The sequence below is a fragment of the Nostoc sp. C057 genome (genome assembly GCF_013393925.1).
Lineage (GTDB): Bacteria > Cyanobacteriota > Cyanobacteriia > Cyanobacteriales > Nostocaceae > Nostoc > Nostoc muscorum_A.
On record NZ_CP040281.1, the window covers coordinates 4,356,163 to 4,382,581 of the forward strand.

At 40.1% G+C, this 26,419-nt stretch carries 24 protein-coding genes; 12 read left to right on the forward strand and 12 right to left on the reverse strand.

The genetic code is table 11. From position 1 onward, the window contains the following. Nucleotides 1–339: 339 nt before the first annotated feature. Together FD724_RS18640 and FD724_RS18645 are read right to left on the reverse strand one after the other, a co-directional pair. Entirely contained in the window at nucleotides 340–1,635 is a 1,296-nt protein-coding gene (locus FD724_RS18640) for a carbamoylphosphate synthase large subunit (RefSeq protein WP_179073642.1), read from the reverse strand. 195 nt (nucleotides 1,636–1,830) lie between these two features. After that, nucleotides 1,831–2,703 carry an isoaspartyl peptidase/L-asparaginase family protein gene (locus FD724_RS18645; RefSeq protein WP_179073643.1) on the reverse strand — a complete coding sequence of 291 codons (873 nt, stop codon included), beginning with the start codon at nucleotides 2,701–2,703 and terminating at the stop codon, nucleotides 1,831–1,833. A 516-nt stretch (nucleotides 2,704–3,219) separates the two neighbouring features. Here FD724_RS18645 and FD724_RS18650 point away from each other — a divergent pair. Then, nucleotides 3,220–4,515, forward strand: a complete 1,296-nt coding sequence (locus tag FD724_RS18650; RefSeq protein WP_179073644.1) for a chloride channel protein — start codon at nucleotides 3,220–3,222, stop codon at nucleotides 4,513–4,515. Nucleotides 4,516–4,655: 140 nt separating this feature from the next. Here the strand turns inward: FD724_RS18650 and FD724_RS18655 are convergent, their stop codons facing one another. After that, nucleotides 4,656–5,111, reverse strand: a complete 456-nt coding sequence (locus FD724_RS18655) for a DUF2214 family protein (protein ID WP_179073645.1) — start codon at nucleotides 5,109–5,111, stop codon at nucleotides 4,656–4,658. Nucleotides 5,112–5,234: 123 nt separating this feature from the next. Here FD724_RS18655 and FD724_RS18660 point away from each other — a divergent pair, with 123 nt between their 5' ends. Together FD724_RS18660 and FD724_RS18665 are read left to right on the forward strand one after the other, a co-directional pair. Further along, a complete protein-coding gene (locus FD724_RS18660; RefSeq protein ID WP_159402519.1) occupies nucleotides 5,235–5,393 on the forward strand; it encodes a hypothetical protein in 159 nt (52 codons plus the stop codon). Beyond that, nucleotides 5,362–5,625, forward strand: coding sequence for a hypothetical protein (locus tag FD724_RS18665; RefSeq protein WP_179073646.1), 264 nt, complete (start codon nucleotides 5,362–5,364; stop codon nucleotides 5,623–5,625). Before FD724_RS18660 ends, FD724_RS18665 begins: the two co-directional genes overlap by 32 nt. Before the next feature lie 120 nt (nucleotides 5,626–5,745). Here the strand turns inward: FD724_RS18665 and FD724_RS18670 are convergent, their stop codons facing one another. The 3 genes from FD724_RS18670 to FD724_RS18680 all read right to left on the reverse strand — a co-directional run bounded on the left by FD724_RS18670 (nucleotide 5,746) and on the right by FD724_RS18680 (nucleotide 9,272). Next, on the reverse strand, nucleotides 5,746–6,684 hold the full coding sequence (locus FD724_RS18670; protein WP_179073647.1) for an ABC transporter permease: 939 nt from the start codon (nucleotides 6,682–6,684) through the stop codon (nucleotides 5,746–5,748). 63 nt (nucleotides 6,685–6,747) lie between these two features. Further along, nucleotides 6,748–7,806 (reverse strand): ABC transporter permease, encoded by a 1,059-nt coding sequence (locus tag FD724_RS18675; RefSeq protein ID WP_179073648.1) that lies wholly within the window; start codon nucleotides 7,804–7,806, stop codon nucleotides 6,748–6,750. Further along, the gene (locus FD724_RS18680; protein ID WP_179073649.1) at nucleotides 7,803–9,272 is read right to left on the reverse strand and encodes an ABC transporter ATP-binding protein; all 1,470 of its coding nucleotides are present in this window, start codon (nucleotides 9,270–9,272) and stop codon (nucleotides 7,803–7,805) included. The genes FD724_RS18675 and FD724_RS18680 overlap by 4 nt, the downstream gene beginning before the upstream one ends. Before the next feature lie 509 nt (nucleotides 9,273–9,781). Here FD724_RS18680 and FD724_RS18685 point away from each other — a divergent pair. After that, nucleotides 9,782–10,315, forward strand: a complete 534-nt coding sequence (locus FD724_RS18685; RefSeq protein ID WP_179073650.1) for a dihydrofolate reductase family protein — start codon at nucleotides 9,782–9,784, stop codon at nucleotides 10,313–10,315. Between the two features lie 136 nt (nucleotides 10,316–10,451). Here the strand turns inward: FD724_RS18685 and trxA are convergent, their stop codons facing one another. Then, nucleotides 10,452–10,799, reverse strand: a complete 348-nt coding sequence (trxA, locus tag FD724_RS18690) for a thioredoxin (RefSeq protein WP_012411639.1) — start codon at nucleotides 10,797–10,799, stop codon at nucleotides 10,452–10,454. 219 nt (nucleotides 10,800–11,018) lie between these two features. Further along, a complete protein-coding gene (locus tag FD724_RS18695; protein WP_179073651.1) occupies nucleotides 11,019–11,345 on the reverse strand; it encodes a hypothetical protein in 327 nt (108 codons plus the stop codon). Nucleotides 11,346–11,800: 455 nt separating this feature from the next. Between FD724_RS18695 and FD724_RS18700 the strand changes: the two genes are divergently transcribed. Next, entirely contained in the window at nucleotides 11,801–12,010 is a 210-nt protein-coding gene (locus FD724_RS18700; protein ID WP_179073652.1) for a hypothetical protein, read from the forward strand. A gap of 285 nt (nucleotides 12,011–12,295) precedes the next feature. Here FD724_RS18700 and FD724_RS18705 read toward each other — a convergent pair whose 3' ends face one another. Beyond that, entirely contained in the window at nucleotides 12,296–12,604 is a 309-nt protein-coding gene (locus FD724_RS18705) for a hypothetical protein (RefSeq protein ID WP_114080570.1), read from the reverse strand. Nucleotides 12,605–13,250: 646 nt separating this feature from the next. On the opposite strand from FD724_RS18705, the gene FD724_RS18710 reads away from it, so the two are divergent. After that, entirely contained in the window at nucleotides 13,251–13,544 is a 294-nt protein-coding gene (locus FD724_RS18710) for a hypothetical protein (RefSeq protein ID WP_114080534.1), read from the forward strand. Between the two features lie 184 nt (nucleotides 13,545–13,728). Then, entirely contained in the window at nucleotides 13,729–15,399 is a 1,671-nt protein-coding gene (locus FD724_RS18715) for an ABC transporter ATP-binding protein (RefSeq protein WP_179073653.1), read from the forward strand. 77 nt (nucleotides 15,400–15,476) lie between these two features. On the opposite strand, the gene FD724_RS18720 is transcribed toward FD724_RS18715, so the two are convergent. Next, a complete protein-coding gene (locus FD724_RS18720; protein ID WP_179073654.1) occupies nucleotides 15,477–16,421 on the reverse strand; it encodes a hypothetical protein in 945 nt (314 codons plus the stop codon). A 1,182-nt stretch (nucleotides 16,422–17,603) separates the two neighbouring features. Here FD724_RS18720 and FD724_RS18725 point away from each other — a divergent pair. From FD724_RS18725 to patX, 3 genes are all read left to right on the forward strand, one after another. Next, nucleotides 17,604–19,049 (forward strand): sensor histidine kinase, encoded by a 1,446-nt coding sequence (locus tag FD724_RS18725; RefSeq protein ID WP_179073655.1) that lies wholly within the window; start codon nucleotides 17,604–17,606, stop codon nucleotides 19,047–19,049. Nucleotides 19,050–19,351: 302 nt separating this feature from the next. Beyond that, nucleotides 19,352–21,121: an FAD-dependent oxidoreductase gene (locus FD724_RS18730; protein ID WP_179073656.1), complete on the forward strand. Its 1,770-nt coding sequence runs from the start codon at nucleotides 19,352–19,354 to the stop codon at nucleotides 21,119–21,121. 107 nt (nucleotides 21,122–21,228) lie between these two features. Further along, the gene (patX, locus tag FD724_RS18735) at nucleotides 21,229–21,456 is read left to right on the forward strand and encodes a heterocyst-inhibiting protein PatX (RefSeq protein WP_179073657.1); all 228 of its coding nucleotides are present in this window, start codon (nucleotides 21,229–21,231) and stop codon (nucleotides 21,454–21,456) included. Nucleotides 21,457–22,249: 793 nt separating this feature from the next. Here the strand turns inward: patX and FD724_RS18740 are convergent. Further along, nucleotides 22,250–23,308, reverse strand: coding sequence for a class I SAM-dependent methyltransferase (locus FD724_RS18740; RefSeq protein ID WP_179073658.1), 1,059 nt, complete (start codon nucleotides 23,306–23,308; stop codon nucleotides 22,250–22,252). A 290-nt stretch (nucleotides 23,309–23,598) separates the two neighbouring features. On the opposite strand from FD724_RS18740, the gene FD724_RS18745 reads away from it, so the two are divergent. Then, a complete protein-coding gene (locus FD724_RS18745; protein WP_012411649.1) occupies nucleotides 23,599–23,799 on the forward strand; it encodes a hypothetical protein in 201 nt (66 codons plus the stop codon). Between the two features lie 132 nt (nucleotides 23,800–23,931). Here FD724_RS18745 and glnA read toward each other — a convergent pair whose 3' ends face one another. Continuing rightward, on the reverse strand, nucleotides 23,932–25,353 hold the full coding sequence (glnA, locus tag FD724_RS18750) for a type I glutamate--ammonia ligase (RefSeq protein ID WP_179073659.1): 1,422 nt from the start codon (nucleotides 25,351–25,353) through the stop codon (nucleotides 23,932–23,934). A gap of 357 nt (nucleotides 25,354–25,710) precedes the next feature. Here glnA and apcB point away from each other — a divergent pair, with 357 nt between their 5' ends. After that, nucleotides 25,711–26,220 (forward strand): allophycocyanin subunit beta, encoded by a 510-nt coding sequence (gene apcB, locus FD724_RS18755; protein WP_012411651.1) that lies wholly within the window; start codon nucleotides 25,711–25,713, stop codon nucleotides 26,218–26,220. Nucleotides 26,221–26,419: the final 199 nt, after the last annotated feature.

Sequence of the window (26,419 nt, forward strand, 5' to 3'; positions counted from 1 at the left end):
CAATCGTAATGATGCTTAGAACAGATTAATTGTGAAGATAAAATATTTACTATAGAAATTCGTTTTGATTTTTGTTCGCGTAGCGTGGCGTAGCCATACTTACTTGCCTGGGAAGACAATAGGCAATAGGAAAGAAAGCTTTTTGAGTTGTACGCAGTTTTTTCACGCAAGTAAGCCGCGCTAGTAGGTTGGGTGAAGCGGAGCGCAACCCAACATATATCAGAATGTTGGGTTACGCAAAGCCTCCACCCAACCTACAAATTTTTTGCAACATTTTAGCCTTGCTGCTCCAATACGGTTTTTTTTACGCAAGTAAGTATGAGTCCTATATCATGCTATTTAAGAGAGTAATTGTAATCCCTTAGTCTGTAATTGCTGCTCGATATACTGCATTTGTTCGATAGTTTCTCCAGTAACGATCGCATAAAGTTCAGTGTAGATTTTTCCGTATTTAGCCTTCTCTAAAGCCGATAAAATAATCAAGTCTTTGCGATCTAATTCTGGTTTCAAGGTTATGAGAATTGATTCTAATGTCCCCTCCATTCGGTAGCTACTGGAGTATTTAGCTACTTCTTTTCCCAGTCGCAATAGAGTATGACGCTGCAAGCACAACGGAGTAGAACCATTAACTCGGAAATTGGCATCGATCGCGTAAAATTGTCCGTCTTGATTTTCCAGCACATCAAAGCCAATCACACCGAAATACCCCTGTTTGTGGGCATAATCACCAACGTTGGCAATCATTTCAAAGAACTTGCTCATGTCAGTTTTGCCGTAGTCAATAATTCCTCCTAAATAGTTGCCTTCTGGAGTGACGAGTTGTCCGGTAGTGCCAATGAGAGTTATCTCCCCGGCTTTGTTGATATAGAACTGTACGCAGTAATTCTGCACTTCATTCTTGACGAACTCTGAGACAATAATCGTATCAAGCAACTTAATATCAAGATATTTCTTAATTTCTTCAAGGCAGTAGTTTAGATCGCTGGGACTTTTGATGATATAAGTGCCTTCTCCTGAGAGTCCGTGGGACGTTTTAATTAAGTAGGGAAATTGTGGTAACTGAATGTCTGCGATATTGACTTGTTGCAGATTGTAGCTCTTATATTTTGGACATTGCACCCCTAGTTCTTCTAGCGTTACTTTGCTCAGTAAACGGTAATGGGTGTCTGAAGCAACAGCGTGTTTTTCAGGTTTTAGACAATCAAAAGGAAATAGAGTGATGAGTTTATCAAAGCGTTCGCCCTTGGCGTTGGCGCAGCCATCACTGTGGCTGAGATCGTCCAGATAAGTCGAGCAATCCATCATCTCAATATTGGAGTGCTTGAATCCCAAATGTTCTTGCCAGTATTCAAGCAGGGGCTTTGGTGGCGGAATAATCACAATTCCGGGAATGCGATCGCCTAAGACAGCCAGATTTTTCCAAGGTTCTTTCTGACAAATCTTGTCGAAGGAGGTTTTGCTGGCTTCACTACTACCATCTTGAATAAAATATTGTTTCCGGTTGGGATAAGCAGCCCAACTCGCAGTTGCAGGGTAATTTAAGATAAATCCATAAGATCCATCTGTGATATCTTGAGTAAACAAATCAGAAAGAGAACTGCCTTGAAAGTATTCAAAGTCGTGTTTTGAGTTCATCCACTCCTCCGATAAACCACATTTATAAAGGGATGCAGTTGTTTATAAAAAATGAGTCTCCTGCATTTCCAAGTAACACTAACTTGGAAAAATAAGCCTATATATTCAAACTTGAAAACTCAGATTGAATTTGGTTTTATTAAGTACGCATAAACTTAGCGTAGTGGGGCATAGACTATTACGAATTGGTATGAGTTATTTCTTGGTAAATGCAGCCACCTTGTCTTGTCCTGCCGTCATATAAGCACAAGCCATGTGTGATGAGTTATACGCCCAGCCAACACGTCCTTGACGGTCTATGAGGATGCACCCAGCTTCACCTTTAACCTTAGAAACCAGAGCGTCGATTGCCATCTGTGCTGCTTCATCTGGGTGTCTGTCTCCAGTCAAAAAATTGATCGCAGTTTTAGCCAAAACCACTGGGATAATCGACTCGCCATCACCTGTTGTTGAGCAACCGCCGAATTTATTATCAGCGTACAGGCCACAGCCAACGATCGCAGTGTCACCGACGCGACCTTGTTGCTGCTTCGTAGTGCCGCCAGTTGAAGTACCAGCAGCCAAGATACCGCTAGTATCCAAAGCTACGCAACCTATGGTGTTGGGGCGATCAATCACTTCTTGATCTTCCTTCCACTGCTGCCATTGCTCCTCAGCTATTAAGTCTTCTTTTTTACACATTTCGGCACCGCAATCTCTAGCGAAGCGTTCTCCACCCCGCGCTACTAGCAGCCTGGGTTTTTCATCCATAATTTTTCGGGCAACCGAGATTGGATGACGTACACCCTGAACTGCTGCGATCGCTCCCCAACTTAAAGAGCCTTCCATAATCGCCGCGTCTAACTCCACTTCTCCGTCACTGTTGAGAGTTGCGCCAAGACCAGCGTTAAATGTCGGGTCAGCTTCCAAAACACGGGTAGCTGCTTCAACAGCTTCTACGGCAGTACCTCCACTGATTAGCACTGCCCAACCAGCTTCTACTGCTGCTGTACAGCCTGCATTGTTAGCTGCAACTTTGTCGTCTGTGATGGTTTTTGCTCCACCGTGGACAATGATGGTCGGTGTCATATAATTTCTTCCTGTTAGTATGAATTTTGTGGGACTGCAATCGCCTTCACGGGTTCGTCAATTAGTTGCAGCGATCGCAGGTGGTTCTGATTTAACTTGAGTAGCAACACAACGGATTCCCTGAACATTGCCATAAACTTTTTCCATAAAACTAACAATTTACAGTTTAGTTTTCAGATATCTATATTGTTATTTTTGTATTTTTTAATTTTGATTGAATCTACCAAGAGAAATAAGCAACTTAGCTAGATAATTATCTCAAAAGGAAGCTTTTCTAAAATGATTTATAGACCAATGAAGTATCAACCATGAAATTCTAAACATATAATGTTGCGCTGTGTGACGTAAAGCGTCTTGCCGCAGACGTATAGAGAACGCAGAGAGAAGGAAAAAATAAAAATTGCTTAAGTGAACTGTATGGCTTTATAGAGCAAAGATGATGCAGTGAACTAAATAGCCTTTACGATAAAAAACGTAATATTCCATATTCTTCGTTTCACAAATAGGAAATAAACAGTGTTACCAAAAAAGACCACCGCTAGCAATCAAACTCAACGCTGGACATTTGCTCAACTTTTTGGACTGGTAAAACGTAATCCCCTGATGATTTCGCAGTGGGTGATCCTCTGGGTAGCTGTAGGTACAGCTGGTGGTCTATTCGCTGCATTTTACTGGAATGTTTTAGAATTTTTAACTCACCATCTGCAACGATTTGAAGGTTTTAGCCTCCTGATAGTGATGCCATTCGCCGGTTTAATTATCGGGCTGGTGATTCATTTTCTGGGAAATCCCGGTGAAATCGCCGTGATTGTTGATAATATTCATTTTCGTGGCGGACGTTTAGATGTTCGCAAAAATCCTTCAATGATTCTTGCTTCTTTAATCAGCATATCGGCAGGCGGTAGTGCTGGACCAGAAGCGCCACTAGTACAAGTAACAGGTTCTTTTGGTACTTGGGTTGCCGATCGCTTAAAACTCCAGGGTGAAGACCTCAGAACTTTGAGTTTAGCGGCGATGGCGGCTGGCTTCACAGCTTTGTTTGGCGCACCTCTTGGCGGTGCAATGTTCGCGTTGGAGATTTTGCACCATGAACATATTGTGGAATATTACGAAGCTTTGATGCCAGCCATTGTTTCAAGTTGCGCGAGTTATCTGGTATTTGCAGCAATTACACATTTGGGAATTGCACCCACTTGGCATTTTCCCCAGTACCACCTAGAAAAAATTGATGATTTTGCGATCGCGATCGTATTCGGAATCATTGGGGCGGTGGCGGGATGGATTTTTATGAGCATTTTTCGGGGCTGCGATTACTTGTTTGCTAGAATTCCAGGCCCCATTTATGTACGCACAACATTAGCAGGATTTGGGCTTGGCACTTTAGCAGCTTTATTACCCCTAACCCGTTATTTTGGACATGAAGAATTAGAGCCAGTCCTCACTACAAGCTTTGGTGCTATTTTTCTCTTAACTCTTGCTCTTGGTAAAATGGCAGCCATTAGCATTACGGTAACAGGTGGGTGGCGCGGTGGATTCATCATCCCCCTGTTTTTCACCGGTGCTTGTATTGGTAAAGCAGTAGCAGTGTTAATTCCGGGGCTTAATCCCGCCCTTGCCATGATTTGTACAATGGCGGCAGTCAATGCAGCCGTAACGCGTACACCTATAAGTACAACTCTGCTGCTGTCAAAACTGACTAACTTAAGTCCTTTTACACCAATCCTTTTTGCCAGTTTAATTGGATTTTTTCTCTCGCCCAAAGTTCCTCTGATTGCATCTCAACTGAAGTCCCGGAGAGAAGCTACTGAATGAAGGGCTAGCTAGGGTACTGTGTTAATTTACCAGCAAAAGTGCGATCGCCTTTTGATTTTCAGGAGAGCGATCGCTTCTTGCGTGTAACTTCGACTCTTTTGTTTACCAAAACGGTATTACTGATCCAGGAGTAATTTAGCCTAGTTTATACCTATTCCTCTTGCCATTATTGCTGCTAATAAAGGAATTAGGGTAAAACCAACCAATTCAATTCTAATGAGCCAGATGAGACGATTTAGTTTTAGTAATTCTAGCTTGGGTGCTTGCCCCTGTTGGAGACTTTTCACCCAACCAATGAAAGAAATAGTGGGATAGAGAGATAGTAAACCCACCACAATGAAAACCACAACTTTGGCGTAAAAAACTGGGTTGCTTAAATAGTAAACCGTACCTTTACCAAAGTAGATAACACGCAAAATGCCTGTGACAAGAACGACAGTTGCTGATATGCCATATACTGCATCAGCTATGACAATCTTCCAAGCCTCATTTAAACTCAATTCTTTTTTTAAATTCAATGCTTCTGATACCAGAGCGCCAAAACACAACATGAAGCTTAAATAATGTAAGTACGCAACTATGGCACTTATCCACATATTATTTTTAGTTTTTGCTAGTTTACTGTTTTGATATTGCTTTTGATGCGAAAACTTTCATCATCAAGCTCAAATTAGCACTAAGACAACTAGCTAAAAAGTGACCAATAATTCAGATTTTCATTGACTACGAACCCACAATCATTAACAGGGGTTGTTACTGCATTCCCTGGTGATTCCAGCTTTGACTTGCAAAAATTGGCTGGCATCGGCTTTGTTGTGGCCAACGTTAAAAAGTTTGATGGTGTAGATGAATATAGGAATAATCGAGTCTTACTGTAACGGGTTTTTAGAAATTGTACCAGAGAGCGATTATTGGCAGATTGTAGCTATACACATCAATGGCCACGCCTACTGCCCTACTCCTCGGCTTTATCGTTCAGAAAAAGTGGCGTTAGCAAAAGCTGCACAAATTTATGATTGGCTAGCTGATCGCGAAGGAGAAATTAGTGATGGGGCTTGTAATTGTTCTGAGTTGAAACTCATCTTGTGGAAGCAAACGAAAGTATCTTAATTACCCTTGCGATCCAGAATTTCACTTTACAGCAGTTTTGATGTATTTGAACCACATCCATCGTAGCGCAAGGCCTTGCGCCCCTAGCGTATGGTCTATTTACCTGAAAATTTCTGTAAATTAGTCTGGGTGGCGATTTTCTCCAAAGTAGGGAGTACCTAAAGCTTTAGGAGGTGTAGATTTTCCCGCTAATCCCACTAATGCCAATAAAGCGATCGCATAAGGTAGCATTACTAAAAATTGGTAAGGGATATTCGCCCCTAATGCCTGAATTCGCAGTTGTAAAGCTTCTGTAGCCCCAAACAGCAAACAAGCCAAAGCACTACCTACAGGATGCCATCTGCCAAAAATTAATGCTGCGATCGCAATAAATCCCTTACCAGCACTCATCCCTTCGGCAAAAAATCTTACTTGTACCAGAGTTAAATAAGCACCTCCTAAACTTGCAAGACAGCCACTAATCACCACAGCGATATAACGGATATTTCGTACCGAAATTCCAGCCGTGTCAGCAGCTTTCGGAGATTCACCCACTGCCCGCAATGTCAATCCAAAGCTAGTTTTAAATAAAAGGTATGTAGTTAAAATAACTAAGATAAATAATAGATATACTAAAAAATCTGATTGAAATAGTAGCGGCCCGATCAGGGGAATATTGGCTAAACCAGGAATAATAATTGTCCCAATTCCAGGTAACTGCTGTGTACTACTGTCACTAAACACTAACCGGGCTAAAAACGATGTTAATCCAGCTGCGACAAGATTAATTGCTAGCCCAGATACCAATTGATCGACACGCAAAGTTACACACAAAACAGCATGAAGTAGTCCGACTAATCCCCCAGCAATTAAGGATGCAAGGATACCTAGCCAGGGATTGCCTGTGTAGAAAGTAGCCGCAGCACTAGTAAAAGCACCAGTAAGCAACATTCCTTCTAAGGCGATATTTAACACGCCTGACCGTTCCGAGTACAATCCTCCAAGGGCTGCAAATGCTAGGGGTACGGCTAGACGTAAGGTAGCTATTAAGTAATCAGAGAAGAAGTTGAGATTATTCATGGAGTTATTTTTTAACGCAGAGGTTCGCAGAGGGAAGCGCAAAGTATCGCAGAGTTTTCTGAGTTAAACTTTTGCGTCCCTTTGCGTTTTTACTCTTATTTCTCTTTCGACTGCGAAACTGATAGCAATAAATAACACCATAAACCCCTGAATCGCGTAAACCACAGTTATCGGCACGCCTGCACTACGCTGCATCACATTTGCACCACTGCGAAGGGCTGCAAAAAACAAAGAAGTTAATACTACACCGACAACACTACCACGACTTAAAAAAGCGATCGCAATGGCATCAAATCCATAACCTGGGGAAACTTGTTCAAATAGCCGATATTTCAACCCCATCACCTCACAACTCCCAGCTAACCCAGCTAAACCACCCGCAGCAGCCATCACCAGCATAATGGTACGTTCAACAGAGATGTGAGCATAACGGGCGGCAATCGGGTTAAATCCTACTGCCGTAATTTGATAACCTAGAGGCGATCGCACTAACAATATCCATAAAATACCTGCGGCAATTAAACCGAATAAAATCCCAGCATGGGCAAGGCTTTGCGGTAATATAATCGGCAAGCGGGCTGTTTTGGCAATTAATGGCGAATAAGGGCTAGGCGCACCTGCTGCCATTAATGGATTTTGTACGAGGTAGCTAACTAAATTCACGGCGATATAGTTGAGCAACAATGTAGTAATTACCTCATTCACTCCGCGTATAGCTTTGAGATAACCAGGAATCCAACCCCAAACTGCACCAAAAACAAATCCTGCTAAAAGTGCTAAAGGGATATGAATCACCGCAGGTAATCCTTGCACGTATAACCCAATTAAAGTACTTCCCAACGCACCCAGATAAATTTGTCCTTCCCCACCGATATTAAATTGCCCAGCCCGCAACGCTACTAATACGCCTAAACTAGCGAACAATAACGGTGTCATTTTGGTGAGGGTGTTACCAAATCCAAAGTAGGTAGAGAGAGATTCTTGAAATAAAATGCTGTATGCAGTGATGGGATTTGCCCCAGCAATTAGTATGAGGATAGCACCGACGATAAGGGCGGAGGCAATGGCAATTAGCGGTGATAGGATTGGTAACAGGAATTTCATGCGATTAGTTGCGATCATTCATTAACCCCACCAGCCATCAACAAACCAATATCTTCCACCTTCGCCGTAGCTGCATCCAAAATAGCCACAAACTCACCTCTGTAGATTACGGCAATGCGATCGCTCATTGCCATCACTTCTTCTAACTCAGTAGAAATATACAAAATTGCCGCACCGCGATCGCGTTCTGTTAAGATTCGAGACTGGACGGCTACTGTCGCCCCGACATCTAACCCCCTGGTGGGTTGCATAGCGATAATTAAAGCTGGTGTTTGCGCCAGTTCTCGCGCTAACACCACTTTTTGTTGATTTCCTCCCGAAAGCTGACTTACCTTGATATCAATCCCATTCGCCCGAATGTCAAACTCTTGCATTGCAGCTTGGGCACGATTAGCGATCGCTTCTGGTTGTAACAAAAAACGGCGACAAAATGGCAGATATTTAAAAGCTTTTAAAATCAAGTTTTGGGCGATGCTAAATTGCAACACCAATCCCATTGTCTGCCTATCTTCTGGGATGTAGGCCACTGAGGAATGCTTGGGCGTAAACTCAATTTTACCCTGCTTAATAGTCCGCACAAGAGCGATGGCATCAGCTAATTCTCGCTGTCCATTGCCATCGACACCAGCAATTCCTAAAATTTCTCCCGCCCGCAGTTCAAAAGATACATTATTTACAGCAAGAATATTTCTTTCATCAGCAACTTGCAAATTTTGCACCGATAGAATGATTTCTCCTGATAATGTAGGACTTTTATTTAACTGTAAAGCTACTTCCCGTCCTACCATTAATGTTGCCAACTGCTGAGATGTCACCGCTTTAGTTGATGTTGTTGCTACTACCTTTCCCTGGCGCAAAACTGTTACTGAATCACAGAGATTCATTACCTCTTCTAATTTATGACTGATAAAAATGATTGTGTTGCCTGCGGCTGCCAATTGGCGCAGGATAGCAATTAGTGATTTTACTTCTGGCGGTGTCAAAACTGCTGTAGGTTCATCAAGAATCAACAACTTTGCTCGACGGTAGAGAACTTTGAGAATTTCTACCCGTTGTTGTGCCCCAACAGATAAATTTTCAACTTTGGCAGTTGGGTCAATTTCTAATCCATAAGTTTGGGATAAGGCGGCGATTTCTTGCTGTTTATCTTGAAGATTTAACCGCCAATTTTTCTCCATCCCTAAGATGATATTTTCTGTGACAGTAAGTTTCGGTACAAGCATGAAGTGTTGGTAAATCATGCCAATGCCTAATTTAATTGCCTCATTTGGTGAGGTAATTTTTATTGGTTGTTCTTGGAGATAAATTTCACCAGCATCAGGTTGATAAAGTCCACTAATAATATTCATTAAAGTACTCTTGCCTGCACCGTTTTCGCCGAGTATTGCATGAATAGTTCCAGATGCAACAGAGAGATTGATATTGTCGTTAGCAATAAAAGACCCAAAGCGTTTGGTAATATTTTGTAAGCGTAAATAGTTCATATTCGCAAAGCTGATAGCTTGTAGTGAGGACTTTAGTAGACCTGCCTTGAAAATAAAACGGTTGGTAGTGGTTAGGACAATGGCGCAATGTTTAGTCCTCTGTCGATCTTAATTCCAGGAGTCATGCAGCAGGCAACTACTGTTTTCTTGTGGACATCTAATCCCGCACAGTGAGTGTAGGTGACTTCCATCTTTCACCTCCATTAATGTTGTCACAGATGGCGTGATGTCCTTTCAAAAATGATTCTGCCTTACGTGTTTCCCACTCAGATTTGGGATATCACATTTCCTTGTGCCACTGGACATCTCGGTCTGTCTCTTGCTCAGGCTCGCAGCACTACTGTCATTCCGACCTTTGTACCAACTACTTGAGCAAAATCTATCACATTTTCATTGTTTCTTGTGAGCGCAGCTCATGGAGTCTATTGCAAAAGTTTTTTGTGATACAATCAGAAATTTACCAATTTGCGATTAAGACTTTAATTAGCAGTGAAATTTTGGAGAGCCAAATGACGAAAGTTACACTCTATATTGCAGCTAGTTTGGATGGTTATATTGCTCGCAGCGATGGCGGAATTGATTGGCTATCAATCCTTGATATAGAGGGAGAAGACTACGGTTATGCTGCTTTCTACGAATCCATTGATGCTATTGTTTTAGGCAGCAATACTTATGAAGTAGGGCTGGGTTTTGATGAATGGCCTTATCCGGGGAAGAAATCATTTGTTTTCACCAAACGCCATCTCCAATCTGACCGAGAGGACGTTGTGTTTGTTTCTGATACAGTCAAGAACGCCTTGGCAAATATAGAGGCTCAAGGTTTTAAAAATATCTGGCTAGTTGGTGGCGGAGCATTAATCAATTCATTTCTTCAGCACAGCTTGATTGATGAATATATTATTTCAACTATTCCAACTATCTTAGGTAGCGGTATACAGCTTTTCCCACCGCCAACCCCTGAAGAAAAATTGGAACTGATTAACTCAAAACAATATTCTAGTGGTTTACTGCAATCACATTATAGGCGAAAAGGGAAGCTTTAAAAATGTATAATTCATAATTATGCTTCAAGTGGTGATAAGGCCGATACTCAAAACTTCGGGAAATTTAAACACCACCTGAAGCGTCAATACCGTTATTAAATATCCGGTAAAAAGCCTTGTTAATTACGAATTAAGTTTAAACAACCTCAAGAAGCTTCTGAACAGCTTCGCTAAACTGCTCGTAAGGAGAAACTCCCACAATGGTTTCTGCTAAAATGCCATCTTTGAAAATTAAAACTGCTGGAATACTGCGAAGACCGAATTTTTTGAAAATCGGCTTATTCCTATCAACGTCTACCTTAACGACTTTGGCGCGGCCTTTGTATTCTTCAGCAAGTTGCTCCATCAAAGGACTGACCAGCCGACAGGGGCCACACCAAGTAGCAGTAAAATCAACAACAACAACTTTCTCTTCACTTCCATTTAAAACAACATCAAATTCACTTTCTTCAAGATAAGCAACTATCTGAGTATCAGCAGACATTTTTTAATTCCTTAGTATCAAACTAAAATTGCAGCAAAAATCTCACTATACAAACTATACCTTCTTCTGTCCGTTAGGTTCACCAGCCACCTGTATTGGCACCCTGCTACTGAGCAAAAGTCAGTGGCAGGGATTTAATAATCTTACATTTGGTGCGTAGGCGTAGCCCGTCGTAGAAATCGCACCTACCAACCTACCTAATCCAAAAACCTCACACCTTCAGGATGTAGAAGATGTAGAAGCATCATCTCGATCAAACAGTTCTAACAACCCAATGGTGCCTACAAAAAAAGTATAAGTGGCATATTGTATTGGCATCTTTTTTCTTGAAGGTGCATAAAAAGCTGCTATAATAGCTTCGATAAAATGGCACGTCATGGCAAAACGCTCAATCCAAAAAATTGGATTAAGGCTGCTGGGAATATTACTATTAGTTATTAATGCATAAATATGCCATGATTCTAATCCAATTGCGCTGGATATAAGAACTGTAGATATAATTTTTACCATTGCAAAAATTTTTCTTTTTATAAGTTTTAAGTTCATGCCATTCACAAAAAAATCGTTGAAAATTCTCTACAAGACTCAATGAAGTAACAGATAAGTTTATCTGTGATAACCTCCGCAAAAAATATCTCAAACTCTTATTTCTCAGTGTTCTCTGTGCCTAGCTTTTCTGTTACTCATGCATAAATCTTATGTGTGTCATCTAAAATTCACCTTAAGTCAACCAATCTCATATCATGATTTACATTTTTGTAAAAGCCCCTAAAAAAATGGACATGGTGTATTAAGTCTGCCATACCCATAAACACTATGAGTAATGAAAATTAATTTACCAGATATTTAAAAAATGATAAAAGTGTGGAATAATGCATTGGTGATAAATTTAGTCGAAATAAGAGTCATAAGTCAGGAGCCAGAATGGGCTAAACGTCTCCGCCTTGACTTCTGAATTCTTCTTCAATCCCCCTCTAGCTATTGATAAAAAATGTAAACCTATGATTGCTCAACATTACAACTCAATTCATGTTGAAAACGACTTGCTTCAACAAATCCAAATTAAAGAAAATCAGTTAAGAATTGCCCAAGAATCTAATATGAACCATGTAGTAGAAGCACTACAGAGTCAGTTATTAAAGTTGCAGTGTCAATTATCAGAGCCGCAAGACGTTGAAGTTCAAGCATTGATGAGTTTGCTAGACGATTAAAATTGTACCTTTTTGTTACAAAGTTTATTTGAAACACAAAAACTCTGTTTATGGAAAGCATAGCCTAGTTATTGTGATGCCTGAAAGTGCGATTTATGTGCTATGGCTCAAAGCTATCTAAGGTATCAGTATCATAAAATCACAATACTTCCGACTTAGATAACATACAGAACTCAGATTTGATTTTTACGAAGCTAGGTAGAACTCAAAGAAGCCTTTTTTCTGTTGCCTATTGCCTCTTGCCTACCCACGCCGTGCGAATAGAAATCAAAGCTGAATGCTATATTAGGGTTTTTGCTGCGTAGGTGGTCTTTTAATCTGCTGTACTGACTCAATCTTTAGAACAGGTTTAATTGAGCGCAGTTGCCTTTGCCTAAGAATTTGAATTTCTCTCTCAATCGAATCTTTTCCTTGTCTAAAAAAGTCTTGAGAATTATATGGAACTAAGTCACGGGATAAACTTTGAGCTTGTGCAGGAGTCAAACTAGGAAGGGGTTGTTCAGCATTGGCAGAAGTTTGTACAGCCAGCAAAAAAGCTGCTGAAATCAGCAAGAGTTGGCTTTTTATACATCTGGTTAATATTAGGTTTAACATGATTGATACATCTGTTGTGTAACTGCTACTTCAAACCATCTTCTGTTGGTCTTACTATAAGCAAGCTACACTTATTGGCTTGTTAATTACCTCCCGCAAATGGGTGAATTAATCAGTTAAACTACCTTATTAAATATCTGGAACTAGCTGATATAAGAATATACTTTAATTTTTATTCGCGCAGCGTGGTGTAGCTATACTTACTTGCGTGGCTAGGTAAGAGGCAATAGGAAAGAAGGCTTTTTGAGTTGTACGGAGTTTTTTCAAAAATCAAATATGAGTTCTATATCATCCAAGGTACTAAATAGGAAACAGTTCTGTTAGGTTGGGTCGCACTCTTGGGAATAATACTACTTGGGGGATAGTCTCAATATATCTCAGTGAGAGTACTGTATTATATACTTCTTTTCTGTAACAGCTAATACTAAATCATGAAATTGTATTTTATACAGGTATTGTTAGTCAAATTTAGACAATTATCAACTGAGATATTGGCTGGAACATAGTTATTCTAGGTTTTGTGCTTGCTAATCGTTAAATTATATAAATATAATTTACACTAAAACATATCAGTATTTTAACTGTTGTCTTACCTGTTAATACTTACTTAATATGTAGCACAATCTTTTTAATTATCTTAGCCATTGTGAAATCTCTTCTACAGACTTACTTAGAACAAGAAATTTGGATATTAGTACGAGAGAAGTGGTATTTCGCCACAATTATTGGAGTTTGGGATGATTTGTTGTGGTTTAAACATAGAACTTACAACAAAGATACAGAAGAGGATACTCTCTGGGAAATGGTTGTAAAAATAAGTGAAGTAGTTGCTATTGATAAAGTTAGGTCTGTTATTAGTAGAAAACCAGACGTGCTGATTTCACGGCTACTAGAAACTGAGCAAGGTACAAACGATCATCATCAAGATCATGAACATTAATTAGCTTAATAGTAAAAATACTTGCTTGTCTCCTAACATTAACTGATAAAACTTGAGACAAGCGGTATAAATAAGTAAGCTAAGAGAATAAAGATATTCGCACAACGGATCTTTAATAATAATCTGATAGACTATCTTAAATTTGAAATTATAAAAGCTGGTAGCTCAGGGCTGATAACTAAATATGAGTGAAGCCTTATTCTGTATCGAAAATCTGCGAGTTGCCTATCCTCAACGGAGTGGAGAAGAGGCAAGCTGGGCGGTTGATGATGTATCTTTCACCTTGCAACCAGGTGAAAGAATGGGATTGGTGGGAGAGTCAGGTTGTGGTAAGTCAACTATCGGGCGGGCAGTAATGCGTTTACTACCAGCCTCTAGTTGTGTTGAAGGAAAGGTGACATTTCAAGGACAGTCGGTGCTTGACTTGATGCCTAACCAGTTGCGGAAATTTCGAGGAGAGGCGATCGCATTAATTTTTCAAGATCCTATGACACGCCTCGATCCGTTGATGACGATTGGTAAGCATTGTATCGAAACCCTTCAGGCGCACTCACCAGAATTATCAACGCGGGAAGCCAAAGAAAAAGCACTTGCTACTTTGGCGAAGGTGAATATTCCCGCTAGTCGCTGGAATCAGTATCCCCACGAATTTAGCGGTGGAATGCGCCAACGGGTTGCGATCGCTTTAGCTTTACTTCTCAACCCCAAGTTAATTGTTGCCGATGAACCCACCACCAGTTTAGATGTCACCGTCTCCGCGCAGATATTGAAAGAATTAACTCGCCTGTGCGGTGAAGAAAACATGGGATTGTTGCTGATTTCTCACGATTTAGCAATGGTGGCTGAGTATTGCGATCGCATTGGCGTGATGTACCAGGGCAAAATGGTCGAAATGGGTTCTACAGAAACCGTCTTTAGACAACCTCAACATGAATACACGCGATCGCTCTTAAAAGCAGCTTTACACATTCAAGCAGTAAATGATGATGGAGAATTGATAATTGCCAACGACTCAGAAAAGCAATTACCGATTATTAATAAGCAATCTCCAATTTTGAGTATTACAGAACTCAAGCAATACTACACCATAGAACCTAACTTTATCGAACGACTGTTTAACACACAAGCGCAGACAATTAAAGCAGTAGATGGTATCAATCTGGATATTTATCCAGGAGAAATTCTCGGCTTAGTCGGTGAATCAGGTTGCGGTAAAAGCACACTATCACGAACAATCCTGCAACTAATTCGTCCCACCAGTGGCAAAGTTCAATTTTTAGGACAAGATTTAACTACACTGTCACCTCAAGAAATTCGCTCCTCACGGCGACAAATCCAAATGGTTTTTCAAGATCCCCATGCTTGTCTCAATCCAGCGATGACTGTGGGACAAAGTATCGCCGATCCTTTATTTATCCACAATTTAGCCAATCCTGTTAAGGCAAAAGAACAGGTTTTGTGGATGCTAGAGAAAGTTGGGTTAACACCCTCAGAATTATACTATGAGCGCTATCCATCAGATTTATCTGGGGGGCAACAGCAAAGAGTTGCGATCGCTCGTGCTTTGATTACTCATCCTAAACTTTTGATTTGCGATGAACCTGTGAGTATGTTAGATGCTAGCGTGCAGTCGCAAGTCCTAGATTTGATGCTGCAATTAAAGGAAGAATTTGAGTTAACTTATCTATTCATCACTCACGATCTCTGGTTAGCTAGATTTTTGTGCGATCGGATTGCCGTGATGAATGGTGGCAAAATTGTCGAACTCGGTCTGACAAAAACTATTTTTGCCAATCCTCAGCACCCTTATACCAAAACACTACTAGCTGCTGCACCTTTACTAGCACGCGCCTAACTCAACAAAGTGAGGAGTTATGAATTACTAACTCCCCACTACTAACTAATGTACAGACGCGATTAATCGCATCTCTCCTAACTCTCTTCACTACCCTTAAGTAATTTAGTTGCTTCTCCACTCGAAGCATATAGTTCAACGAATCTTTTAAATAGCAATGCAGTCTCGTGATTTGAAGCTCTGTTTAAGTGGAATAAACGCCCTATATTTTTATCCGCTAAAGCTCTTAAATAGGGCAAATCTTCAAATAGTGTCAAACAAGAAGCAAAATGCAATATTATTTGTAATAATGGCTTTGGCCACTCTAGGTCACTATATATATCTATAAAGAACTGATGTTCTGAGTCATTTAACGGAAAAGCATTAAATAAAACAATTATCTTTTTGTTATTGTAAACTGGAATACTCAATTCAACGGTATATGGAGTATGTAATATTAAATCTACCTCCACAATCGGTTGTCGCCAAATTCTCAAAGGATTCGCTGGCGAGTCTAATATTGTTTGGAATTTGATTATTCCACCAGTACTAGTGGGCTGAAAGTGGCTAATTTGAAAAATTTTCAGGTTATTAAGGCTAAAATTATGAACTGTTTCTAAATGCTTTAAGTTCAATAAATGATAAATTTGACAAAGATAAGGAAACGGTAAAATATACTCCTGGCTAATCATGTGGAGCTTTTTTACTTGAAGCTTATTAGCTTGAGTACGAGCAAGATATTCTTGATATTGGCTGGGGCCTAAATCGTTACTATTAAAGCTTTCGTTAGGTTTGAGATATAGCCAACTCACAAAGAAGAAAGAAGCTGTAAATAGCTGGAATATTTCTATATAAGATAAATAGCCATCAGCAAATGCAGCTATACTTCTATCGGTTATTCCAAAAAGCCAAGATGGAATACCAAATATCCAGATATTACTTTTAATTTGATCTATAAAAAGTGCTATTTCAACATTGTTTGAGGCATTTTTATCTTGATTTACACTTAATTTATCATTATTTTTTAGACAATTAGTAAACATAATATTTCTAATTCACTAATCCTATTAATCTATAAAATCTATTTATATTAATCTTAAATACCAATCCACAACTGTAACCTCTATCTTTAGCTGTATATACAAGTTGTATTTATTTCTATCCATTTAAAAGAAGTTCTTATGAGTATGGTTAAAAAATTCAATCCCTGATTAGATGTAATACTAAATTCTACGTATATCCAAATTCCTTGTAATTCTTGCTCTTAAAGGATTTAATGTTATATTCTCGAATTTATGTATAAATTACAAGGAACAAATTTGCCAAAATCTTTCTACTAGCTGAGTACAAAAAATTAAATTATCTCACTTTTTCAAAAGTGGTATACATATAGATAAAAAAGTTTTCTTTTCCTGACATGAGAAACTTATTTAAGTAGTGCAGTGTGAAAAATCAAACTATTTAAATATAAATAAATAGGATTTCTCTATCTATTGAGGTAATAGATATATAGGTACTTGTATATCAAAAGAGTATTTCTAACTAGTCAGAAATACAAAATTATGTAAAAGCCCAGAACTGTGGATCTGACTTTTCACAGTATCTGGAAAAGGTCATTTTCAGGGTTTCCCAAGCCTGATCTTTCCATAGGCTGATTATCAATAGCTCTGAGTTAATGATAATCAAGCTATGGAGAAAGTTACGCTTTTCCGGAGCTTGAGGACTTAGTATGAGAAGTTAGAATGGCAGAACCCCCGTGATATAAAGCAATACAGTTCAGTTAAGCATCTCTTTCTTCTCTCTGCGTTCTCTGCGCCAACTCTTGGAGACGCTGCGCGTTGGCGGAAGCCTCCCGTAGAGAAGGCGGTTCATTAAAAAAACGACTTTGGTAACAGAGTTTTAGCTTTAGCTGAACCGTATTGTGATATAAATCTCTCGCTGTTATGAAAAACCAGGGGATTTAAATGTAACTAGTAGTTAATATTTGATATTGAATTGGGCAAAATGATCTCAGGCTCTTTCTATGACAGTAGATTTGGCCAAATTTCCTAATGATAACTTCTTCACCAGTAAATTCATAGATATGAGCAACTATACCAAAACAAAATCTCTGCATGGCTATCGCATTTTCAAGTTACTTTACTCTGGTAATAGACAAATCAATTCATTGTATTGAGATATGCATAGCTTTCTCAATGTCTAAAACTAAAAAATAGTGAATCAATATGTCTATTGAAGAGTTAAATCAAGAGTTAACCAGATTACGTCAATGCCTTCAGCAACTAACAATAGATAATGCTGAACTAAGTCAGGCAGTTCTAGAATATACTACTCAATTACAGCAACATAAGAGCGAACAGCAAGCTGCACTAGATGAGCGCCAACGGATAGAAGAAGAACTGCAAACTGCTCAACAGTTTCTGTATTCTGTGATTCAAACCATGCCTGTAGCAGTTTTTGTCAAAGATGCGGCTGATCTGCGAATTGTCTTATGTAATCAAGCCGCAGAAAAGTTAGCTGGTGTCAGTGCTGATGAAATTTTAGGCAAGAACGACTACGATCTATTTCCTAAAGAAGAGGCCGATTTTTTTACCCAGCGAGATCACGAAGCACTTAATAGCAAAACATTATTAGAGATTCCTGAAGAAAGAATTCGGAAAAAAAGCGGCGAAACCCGTATTTTACAGATTAAAAAAGCTCCGATTCTTGATTCTCAAGGTCAGCCCAAATATTTACTAGTGGTTCGAGACGACATTACAGAAGATAAACAAGCAGAAGCTCAACTCAAACAGCAAGCAATAGAACTAGAGCAAACTCTCAAAGAATTACAAAGTACTCAAGCTCAACTTATTCAAAGTGAGAAAATGTCGTCTCTGGGTCAATTAGTTGCTGGAGTTGCCCATGAAATCAATAATCCAGTAAATTTTATCTCTGGCAATTTAACTTACGCTAACCAATATATCCAACAACTACTGAATCTACTTCATCTTTACCGCATAAACTATCCCAATCCTGCTCTTGAAATTCAAACGACAATTCAGGAGATGGAATTAGATTTTTTAGTCGAAGATTTGCTAAAATTACTCTCTTCAATGGAAGTCGGTGCTGAACGCATACAGCAAATTGTGCTTTCTCTTCGTACCTTTTCGCGGCTAGATGAAGCCGAGTTAAAAGCAGTGGATATTCATCAGGGTATTGACAGTACACTGAGTATTTTGGAGCATCGTTTGAAAACTAGAGCCAATCATGTCCAAATTCAGGTTCTTAAAGATTATGACAATTTACCTTTAGTTGAGTGCTATGCTGGCCAGCTAAATCAAGTATTTATGAATATTTTGTCCAATGCAATCGATGCTTTAGAAGAGCCATTAATTCAAGGGGAACTCTCGCATAAGCAGCCACAAATTCGCATTTGTACTCAACAACTTAATGCTCAAAAAATAGTTATTCGGATCATCGATAATGGCCCTGGTATTCCCGAACAAGTTAGACAAAAGTTATTTGATCCTTTTTTTACTACCAAAGATGTGGGTAAAGGTACTGGTTTAGGTTTATCGATTAGCTATCAGATTATTACCGAGCGGCATGGTGGTTCGTTAGAGTGTGTTTCTTCTCTTGAAGGGGGAGCAGAACTTATTATTACAATTCCAGTTGCACAACCCAAACAGTAATTTGGATTCAAAATGTGTGATTGCAGGTATCTGGAACATAGCCAGGATTTGGGGGATTGGTCAACTAAAATTCACAATTTGCAATGACCCTCTTTCATCGTTAACGCTGCGAAAATCGCAATTCGCAGTTAAAAAAATATAAAGTTGATAAATCGAATCAGGAATAGGAATTTATTCTGTGTTAGTTGGAACCAGTTTCGCCTGAGAACCTTTAATGCTGAGTATCTAAAAAATAAAATAATTTATCTATTTGATGCCAAGCTATCTGGGGGAATATAACGAAACTCCAGTGAGGTTAAGCAATGGTTAATCAGACATACACAGTTGATGTCTTAGTTGTCGGTGGAGGAACCGGAGGCACTGCGGCTGCTATCCAAGCGGCGCGACGGGGAGCTAAAACGATTTTGGTGAGTGAATTTTCTTGGTTGGGGGGAATGCTAACTTCGGCTGGAGTGTCTGTACCCGATGGCAACGAATTAGAAACCTTTCAAACGGGTTTATGGGGTGCGTTTTTGCAGGAATTGCGGCAACGACAGCCCGGAGGACTAGATAACAGCTGGGTAAGCTTTTTTAGCTACGATCCTCAAATTGGGGCAGAGATTTTTGCAGACTGGGTGCAAGAATTACCAAATCTGCACTGGATTTCTGGACAAGTACCAATAGAGGTATTTCGCCAAGGTGATTCTATTACTGGTGTGCGCTTTGCTGATTTTGCTGTCACAGCCAAAATTATTCTCGACGGTACAGAATTAGGAGATTTATTAGCTTTAGCTGAGATACCTTACCGTTGGGGCTGGGAATTGCAATCTGAGTGGGGAGAACCAAGCGCCCCTGTGGGTTTTAACTCTTTCACCCAGAAATATCCTGTGCAAGCGCCCACTTATGTAGTGATTATGCAAGACTTTGGTGATGCAATTGCACCAGAAATTCCATCTGCCCCTAACTATAATCCATCCCAGTTTACAGATGCTTGGGATGGCTATGGAGCAGAGACATTTTTGAATTATGGACGTTTGCCTGGTAATCGATTCATGATTAATTGGCCAATCTGTGGCAATGACTACGGCCAAGGAGTAGGGCGGCTGATAGAGTCAGATGTGTCCAGAGGTGAATTCATCCAAGAGTCTCGCTGGCATAGCCAAAATTTTGCCCATTTTATCCAAAGTCAGCTTGATCGTCGCTATGGTTTAGCAGAAAAAGTATTTCCTCACGCCCCTACAGCTTTTGCACTGCATCCCTATTACCGGGAAAGCCGCCGCTTATTAGGACTAACTACTGTCCGAGAACAGGATATTTTGCCGATTGCCGGGGGAAGAGTTGCATCTATATTTAATGATGCAATCGCAGTTGGTAACTACGCCAATGACCATCATTATCCTGGTGTTCAATTCCCACTGCAACCAAAATCTATCCGTTGGGGCGGGCGTTGGACTGGGACACCCTTTACAATTCCCTACAGTTCCCTAATTCCAGCCACAACAGATGGTTTCTTGGTTTGTGAAAAGAATATTTCTGTCTCTCACATTGCTAATGGCGCTACCAGATTACAACCTGTAGTTATGGGGATTGGTCAAGCAGCAGGTATGGCGGCGGCGATGTGTGTTGAGTTAAACTGTCAGCCGAGGCATTTACCTGTTAGATCACTGCAAACAGCTTTATTAGAGGATAATCGTTCAAAAACAGCAATTATTCCTTTATTTAATCTTCCACCCAATCGTTCGGATTGGCTGGACTGGCAACTGTATTACTTAAATAACCCACAAGCCTATCCAGTTAGTGGTTATTGCCCTTGCCCATCGGAGAATGAGTACCCTGACTCTGCTTTTGAAAAGGCATTAATTCGGGAAAGTAACTGTTTCAAAGGCATTTTCTCCCGCTTGGAACAGCAGGAATACAGATTTGCTGTCACAGCGCCAACCGCGTATCAAGGGCAAAATTGGCAGCTTGTGACTTTGCGATCGCATATCGACGAGCAATTACGCACTTACCCCCACGAACAATTAGTTACATTGTGGGGCCGTCAGAACCACTTTGGCAATTGGTTATTAGTCGAACATTTAAACGGAGGATAAGAAGAGTTTATTTTCAGTAAAACAGAATACTTTTTGATTAATTGTCCGGATATTAATCAAAAAGCTAAGTATCAGTGAAGTGGAGAGTTCCAAAATAGACATTTGCTATGCGTGCTGCCATTTCACTTTTAGTATCGAGTCTGGTGTTCGGCCCCTTAGCTTCTAACTGCCAAGCAATGGTCAATCACTTATCAACTGGGCTACTTTCCACGCCTACTTCGGAACAGTGGCTCTCGGCAGCATCTGAACAAAATCCAGATGATGCGCCACGTCATCGCGGTAGTGGGCGTAGGGAAGTGACACAAAAATTCAAAAATACCTATGTTGTGGTTTAACCACTGTAGGATAATGCCTGTTCTTCCAAAAGAACCAAAACTAAAGTTCCAGAAAACACGATGTTGTGCCAAAATATTTGACACAGCTTTTGTGACAGAGATATATACAGTTGACACACGAAAATCTTCAGCGATCGCTTAGTATTTCAACTGCAAGCTTTGTATATCATTAGTTGGTCTTTTAATCCTGGCGATCAAAACGCAAATAAAATTAAGTGTCTTGATCAGCAGCATTAACAACTCCCAAAAGCTACATAACTGTTGCTTATATTCGGTGGGAAGCTCTGCGTCTCAATCCTTAACGGCTCTAGAAATAGATGTTATTTAGACTATCAGTTAATCTAAAGCACGTCTAATTCAAACATTTTGCTTGCTAAGGAAATAGTCTTAAGGCAACTTCATTCACTTTATTCCCCAATATCTTTTCTTCTCATACATTGAGTAGCTGGTTTCTATATGAGCAACTAATGGATCTTCACTTCGACGCGTGTTTAGCGTCCTTTACCTAAGCATAAAATCCCTTTCGTTCCATTTGAGCTTATCTAGGACATGAATTCGCACAAGTAGTATAGATTTATTGCATTTGGCAACAAATATTACTATTTATGAGCTACTCTTGCACTCTAGTTTGTTCTCCTCGTAGATGGTGTTCAACGAAATAAATATTAAGAAGAATTTGCTAGATAATCTCACTCATCTTAATTATTCTACACCCAATGACAGATGCAAAATTTTGCATCTGTCCTTTTTAGGTAAAGTTTCCTTAAAGAAAAGGCAATGAAAAGGTATTGTTTCAAGCTGGCTTATGAGCAATGAAATACTTGCTCATAAAATGGGCTTGCATCTCAATATTCTCAAAGCCTACTCTCTGTAAACGCTCTACCAAGTTATCAGTGGTGTAATGCTTGTAATAGGGTTCATGGAAAGTTTCGGGAAAAGAATCCATTATATGTTCCAACTCAGGTGAATCACTCAACTGAATGGAGTCACAGATAATAAAGACTCCGCCTGGTTTTGTTACCCGAAAGCATTGCTCAATAACTGTCTGACGTACAGATGCTGGTAACTCATGAAAGAGAAAAACAGAAGTTACAGCATGAAAATAATCATCTATATAAGGTAACTCTTCGGCATTCCCTTGCAAAAGTTGCGGTAGTTCTCCTGGGATTTGCGATAGTAGTTCATTTGCTTTCCGCAAATAAGCTGGTGACAAATCTGTGCCAAACAGAGATGCTTGAGGCAAGGCTGCCCGAATTAACTTTAAAGTCCGCCCAGTTCCACAAGCTACATCCAAAATACGGACTTGCTTTGGTGCAATGGAATCAAAAGCTTTCAGCCCTTGCTTGAGAGGAGCGAGAATTCGCCGCCGCATCGCATCAGTTGCCCCACCAAAAAGAATTTCTACTTGTAAGTCATATAAATTGGCTGACAAGTCACTTAAATAGCCATCGCTTTGGTGATGAAAGTTCTGCACGTAGTAGCTGGGATAACCATCTGTGTCAATTTCGGGCGAAAAATCTTGATAATTCTGTTGTTTAACCCGCTCCCAGATTTGAGCAGAATCTAGCCACACCAGAGGATAGTAGGAAAAAAAGTCTTGCCAGGGGTTATCAAACAATAGACTTTCCGGGTAGACACCTTTTTGGGCATCTTGCCAGTCTGTTTCCAGCAGATGGTTCAATCTCTGTTGAAGCTTGATTAAAAGCTCATTTGGGATGGGTTTGGTCTTTTGTTCAAGTGTCGGATACACCAGGTTCCTCAACTGTGAACTTAATATCTTATGAGCCAGACCAAAGTAATTTTTGCCCAGCTGAAAGGTTTGATAAGTCAGCTTCGTTAAACTCTCAGGCATAAAAATAGCTTAAGTTTTGATTACTTCTATGTAAATAATTGTAACGAAAAAATTATTTACTGTTGGAAAAGTAAAACCTCCCAGGCAAGACAAACCTGAGTCCAGATGATTTTAGCCATCAGAGATAGATTGAGGAAGATTTTTCGAGCTTTGGGGACAAATGGCTAATATTGTCAGCAAAGCAAAACATAAACTTATATAAAAAGTAGCTTATGCTACAGATTTTTTGTTATATTAGTCTTGTGAGCAAACAAAAATTATATATTCACAAAATAAACAGGAGTATGGTTATGTCTATCGCAGATAAATCTCGTGCGTTGATGGTGCGTGAACATCAGCAAGTCAAGAATCGCCAACAATCAATGCTGATGCGGGCTGCACAAGAACTTGGTCTTCCTGAAGAAGTATCTCACTACTGGAACCCAATTCAAGGCAAGGTAGATGCTAGTAGTCGGATGATTTATGGCCCCAGCCACGCTTCCATGAGCTAAGTTTCAAGAGTTTGAAGCTAGATTTTTTGAGTGAATATCTCAACTGGCAACTCTGGAAAAAAAAAGCCACCCTAGAGTAGAGGGTGGCTAAACTTATTAATTTTAGTTAGATACGATACTTAATTTAATTAATTAAGCATCGTAGTAGAGGTAAAACTCATAGGGATGAGGACGTAGCTGTAACTGCTTGGCTTCGTTAAGCTTGTAGTCAATCCAATTTTCGATAAAGTCTTCCGTGAATACGCCTGATTCTGTCAAGAAAGCGTGATCGTTTTCTAGTGCTTGCAATGCCAGTTCTAAAGAACTTGGAGTTGAGGGAACCTTTGCAAGCTCTTCTGGAGAGAGTTCATAGATATTCTTATCTAAGGGTTCACCAGGATGTATTTTGTTCTTGATGCCATCGATACCAGCACAAAGCATTGCAGCAAATGCCAAGTAGGGGTTAGATGTAGCATCTGGACAACGGAATTCTAAACGCTTGGCTTTGGGGTTTTTACCAGATAGAGGAATACGGATAGAAGCAGAACGGTTCCCTTCGGAATAAGCCAAGTTTACAGGAGCTTCATAACCAGGTACTAGGCGCTTGTATGAGTTGGTGCTGGGGTTGGTAATTGCTAACAGTGCTGGTGCGTGTTTGAGAAGACCACCAATGTAGTACAACGCCATATCACTCAAACCAGCATACTTATCACCTGCAAACAGAGGTTGGCCGTCTCTCCAGATGGACTGGTGACAGTGCATTCCCGAACCGTTATCGCCAAAAATCGGTTTTGGCATGAAGGTGACAGTTTTACCGTATTTATTGGCAACGTTCTTGATGACATATTTGTAAATCATCAACCAGTCAGCCGCTTCGATCAACTTCCCAAACTTGAAACCTAGTTCGCACTGACCACCAGTAGCAACTTCGTGGTGATGCTTTTCAATAGGCACACCTAATTCTGCCATTGTCAACAGCATCTCTGTACGGATATCTTGGAAAGAATCCGTCGGTGCGACTGGGAAGTAACCTTCTTTGAAGCGTGGTTTGTAACCCAAGTTGGGTTTTTCATCTGTACCGGCTTTACCGGAATTCCAAGCACCTTCTTCGGAGTCTAAGAAGTAATAGCCTTCGTTAGCAGTTTGGGCAAACCTAGCACTATCAAAGATAAAGAACTCAGCTTCAGGGCCAAAGAAGGCTGTATCACCAATGCCACTGGCAACCAGGTAATCTATTGCTTTTTGGGCAATAACCCGTGGGCAACGGTTGTATGGTTCGCCCGTGCGGGGGTCTTTAATACTACAAATTATACTTAGTGTTGGCACTTCCATGAATGGGTCGATCCAAGCAGTGTTGGGGTCGAGTACCATCGTCATGTCCGATTCGTTGATCGCTTTCCAACCCCTGATGCTGGAACCGTCAAATGGTACGCCATCAGTGAACGCAGTCTCATCGATTTGGTTTTGGTACAGTGTGAGGTGCTGCCAAGTCCCTACTGTGTCGATGAATTTGAGATCAATCAGTTGAATTTTTTCATCTTGAATTCTCTTCAAGAGTTCTTGTGGTGTAGTCATTGTTACTCCTTCTCTACCAATTTCCTAAAGTCAACCAGAACCTTACATTGCATCCTAACCCTGCTGATCTCAATCAGACCGTGACACACCAGAAATATCTTAAATAGTAGACATTAGCTGATTTTGTAGTTTATGTTACAGATATCTGGATTATCAGGTTATATTAACCTTTCAGCGCTCATCTGTACAAAACTGGAAAGTTCATCATATAGGGGTCAACTTTGGCATAGAATCCTTAAATAGTGGATAGATTGTTTTTGTGCCGAATCTATTTTAAATAGCACAAAAATTTACTGGTGCGTAAGTGCAGCCAAATAAATATCAAACCATAAATAGCAAGGATTGGGAGAAAAAAGAATGCGCGATGCGGTAACAAGTTTAATTAAGAATTATGACTTAGCTGGTCGGTATTTTGACCGGAATGCGATCGATAGCCTAAAGTCTTACTTTGACAGTGGTACAGTTCGAGTCCAAGCGGCGGCAGCGATTAATTCTAATGCGGCTGCACTTGTCAAGCAGGCTGGTTTAAAGTTATATGAAGAACTGCCAGAATTGATTCGCCCTGGTGGAAATTCTTATACCACTCGTCGTTATGCAGCTTGTCTGCGTGATCTAGATTACTACTTGCGCTACGCTACCTATGCGCTAGTTGCTGGGAACACAAATGTATTAGATGAGCGTGTGCTGCAAGGACTGCGGGAAACTTACAATTCTCTAGGCGTGCCTATTGGGCCTACGGTTCGTGGTATCCAGATTCTTAAGGATCTGATTAAGGAGCAAGTAGCAGCAGCAGGTGTGGTTAATACTGCTTTTGTGGATGAACCATTTGATCACATCACACGTGAGTTGAGCGAACAGGATATTTAGCATCTAGCCTTGGTGACTAAAAATCGCGGAACTATACAAACAAAGTTTGTGTAAGCATACTTTACAGACATCGCACTTTGGCTTGATTGGCAAGGTGCGTTTACTTTTCTTAAAGCAAAAAACTATTTGTCGTCTCACAAATTAATTGCATTACAACGAAAGTAAGTACTGGAAATTTTTTATACCTGCTCGTATGATA

Coding starts and splice junctions, on each gene's coding strand:
- FD724_RS18640 (WP_179073642.1), bottom strand. CDS start 1,635: ATGAACTCAAAACACGACTTTGAATACTTTCAAGGCAGTTCTCTTTCT.
- FD724_RS18645 (WP_179073643.1), bottom strand. CDS start 2,703: ATGACACCGACCATCATTGTCCACGGTGGAGCAAAAACCATCACAGAC.
- FD724_RS18655 (WP_179073645.1), bottom strand. CDS start 5,111: ATGTGGATAAGTGCCATAGTTGCGTACTTACATTATTTAAGCTTCATG.
- FD724_RS18665 (WP_179073646.1), top strand. CDS start 5,362: ATGAATATAGGAATAATCGAGTCTTACTGTAACGGGTTTTTAGAAATT.
- FD724_RS18670 (WP_179073647.1), bottom strand. CDS start 6,684: ATGAATAATCTCAACTTCTTCTCTGATTACTTAATAGCTACCTTACGT.
- FD724_RS18675 (WP_179073648.1), bottom strand. CDS start 7,806: ATGATCGCAACTAATCGCATGAAATTCCTGTTACCAATCCTATCACCG.
- FD724_RS18680 (WP_179073649.1), bottom strand. CDS start 9,272: ATGAACTATTTACGCTTACAAAATATTACCAAACGCTTTGGGTCTTTT.
- FD724_RS18685 (WP_179073650.1), top strand. CDS start 9,782: ATGACGAAAGTTACACTCTATATTGCAGCTAGTTTGGATGGTTATATT.
- trxA (WP_012411639.1), bottom strand. CDS start 10,799: ATGTCTGCTGATACTCAGATAGTTGCTTATCTTGAAGAAAGTGAATTT.
- FD724_RS18695 (WP_179073651.1), bottom strand. CDS start 11,345: ATGAACTTAAAACTTATAAAAAGAAAAATTTTTGCAATGGTAAAAATT.
- FD724_RS18700 (WP_179073652.1), top strand. CDS start 11,801: ATGATTGCTCAACATTACAACTCAATTCATGTTGAAAACGACTTGCTT.
- FD724_RS18705 (WP_114080570.1), bottom strand. CDS start 12,604: ATGTTAAACCTAATATTAACCAGATGTATAAAAAGCCAACTCTTGCTG.
- FD724_RS18715 (WP_179073653.1), top strand. CDS start 13,729: ATGAGTGAAGCCTTATTCTGTATCGAAAATCTGCGAGTTGCCTATCCT.
- FD724_RS18720 (WP_179073654.1), bottom strand. CDS start 16,421: ATGTTTACTAATTGTCTAAAAAATAATGATAAATTAAGTGTAAATCAA.
- FD724_RS18725 (WP_179073655.1), top strand. CDS start 17,604: ATGTCTATTGAAGAGTTAAATCAAGAGTTAACCAGATTACGTCAATGC.
- FD724_RS18730 (WP_179073656.1), top strand. CDS start 19,352: ATGGTTAATCAGACATACACAGTTGATGTCTTAGTTGTCGGTGGAGGA.
- patX (WP_179073657.1), top strand. CDS start 21,229: ATGCGTGCTGCCATTTCACTTTTAGTATCGAGTCTGGTGTTCGGCCCC.
- FD724_RS18740 (WP_179073658.1), bottom strand. CDS start 23,308: ATGCCTGAGAGTTTAACGAAGCTGACTTATCAAACCTTTCAGCTGGGC.
- FD724_RS18745 (WP_012411649.1), top strand. CDS start 23,599: ATGTCTATCGCAGATAAATCTCGTGCGTTGATGGTGCGTGAACATCAG.
- glnA (WP_179073659.1), bottom strand. CDS start 25,353: ATGACTACACCACAAGAACTCTTGAAGAGAATTCAAGATGAAAAAATT.
- apcB (WP_012411651.1), top strand. CDS start 25,711: ATGCGCGATGCGGTAACAAGTTTAATTAAGAATTATGACTTAGCTGGT.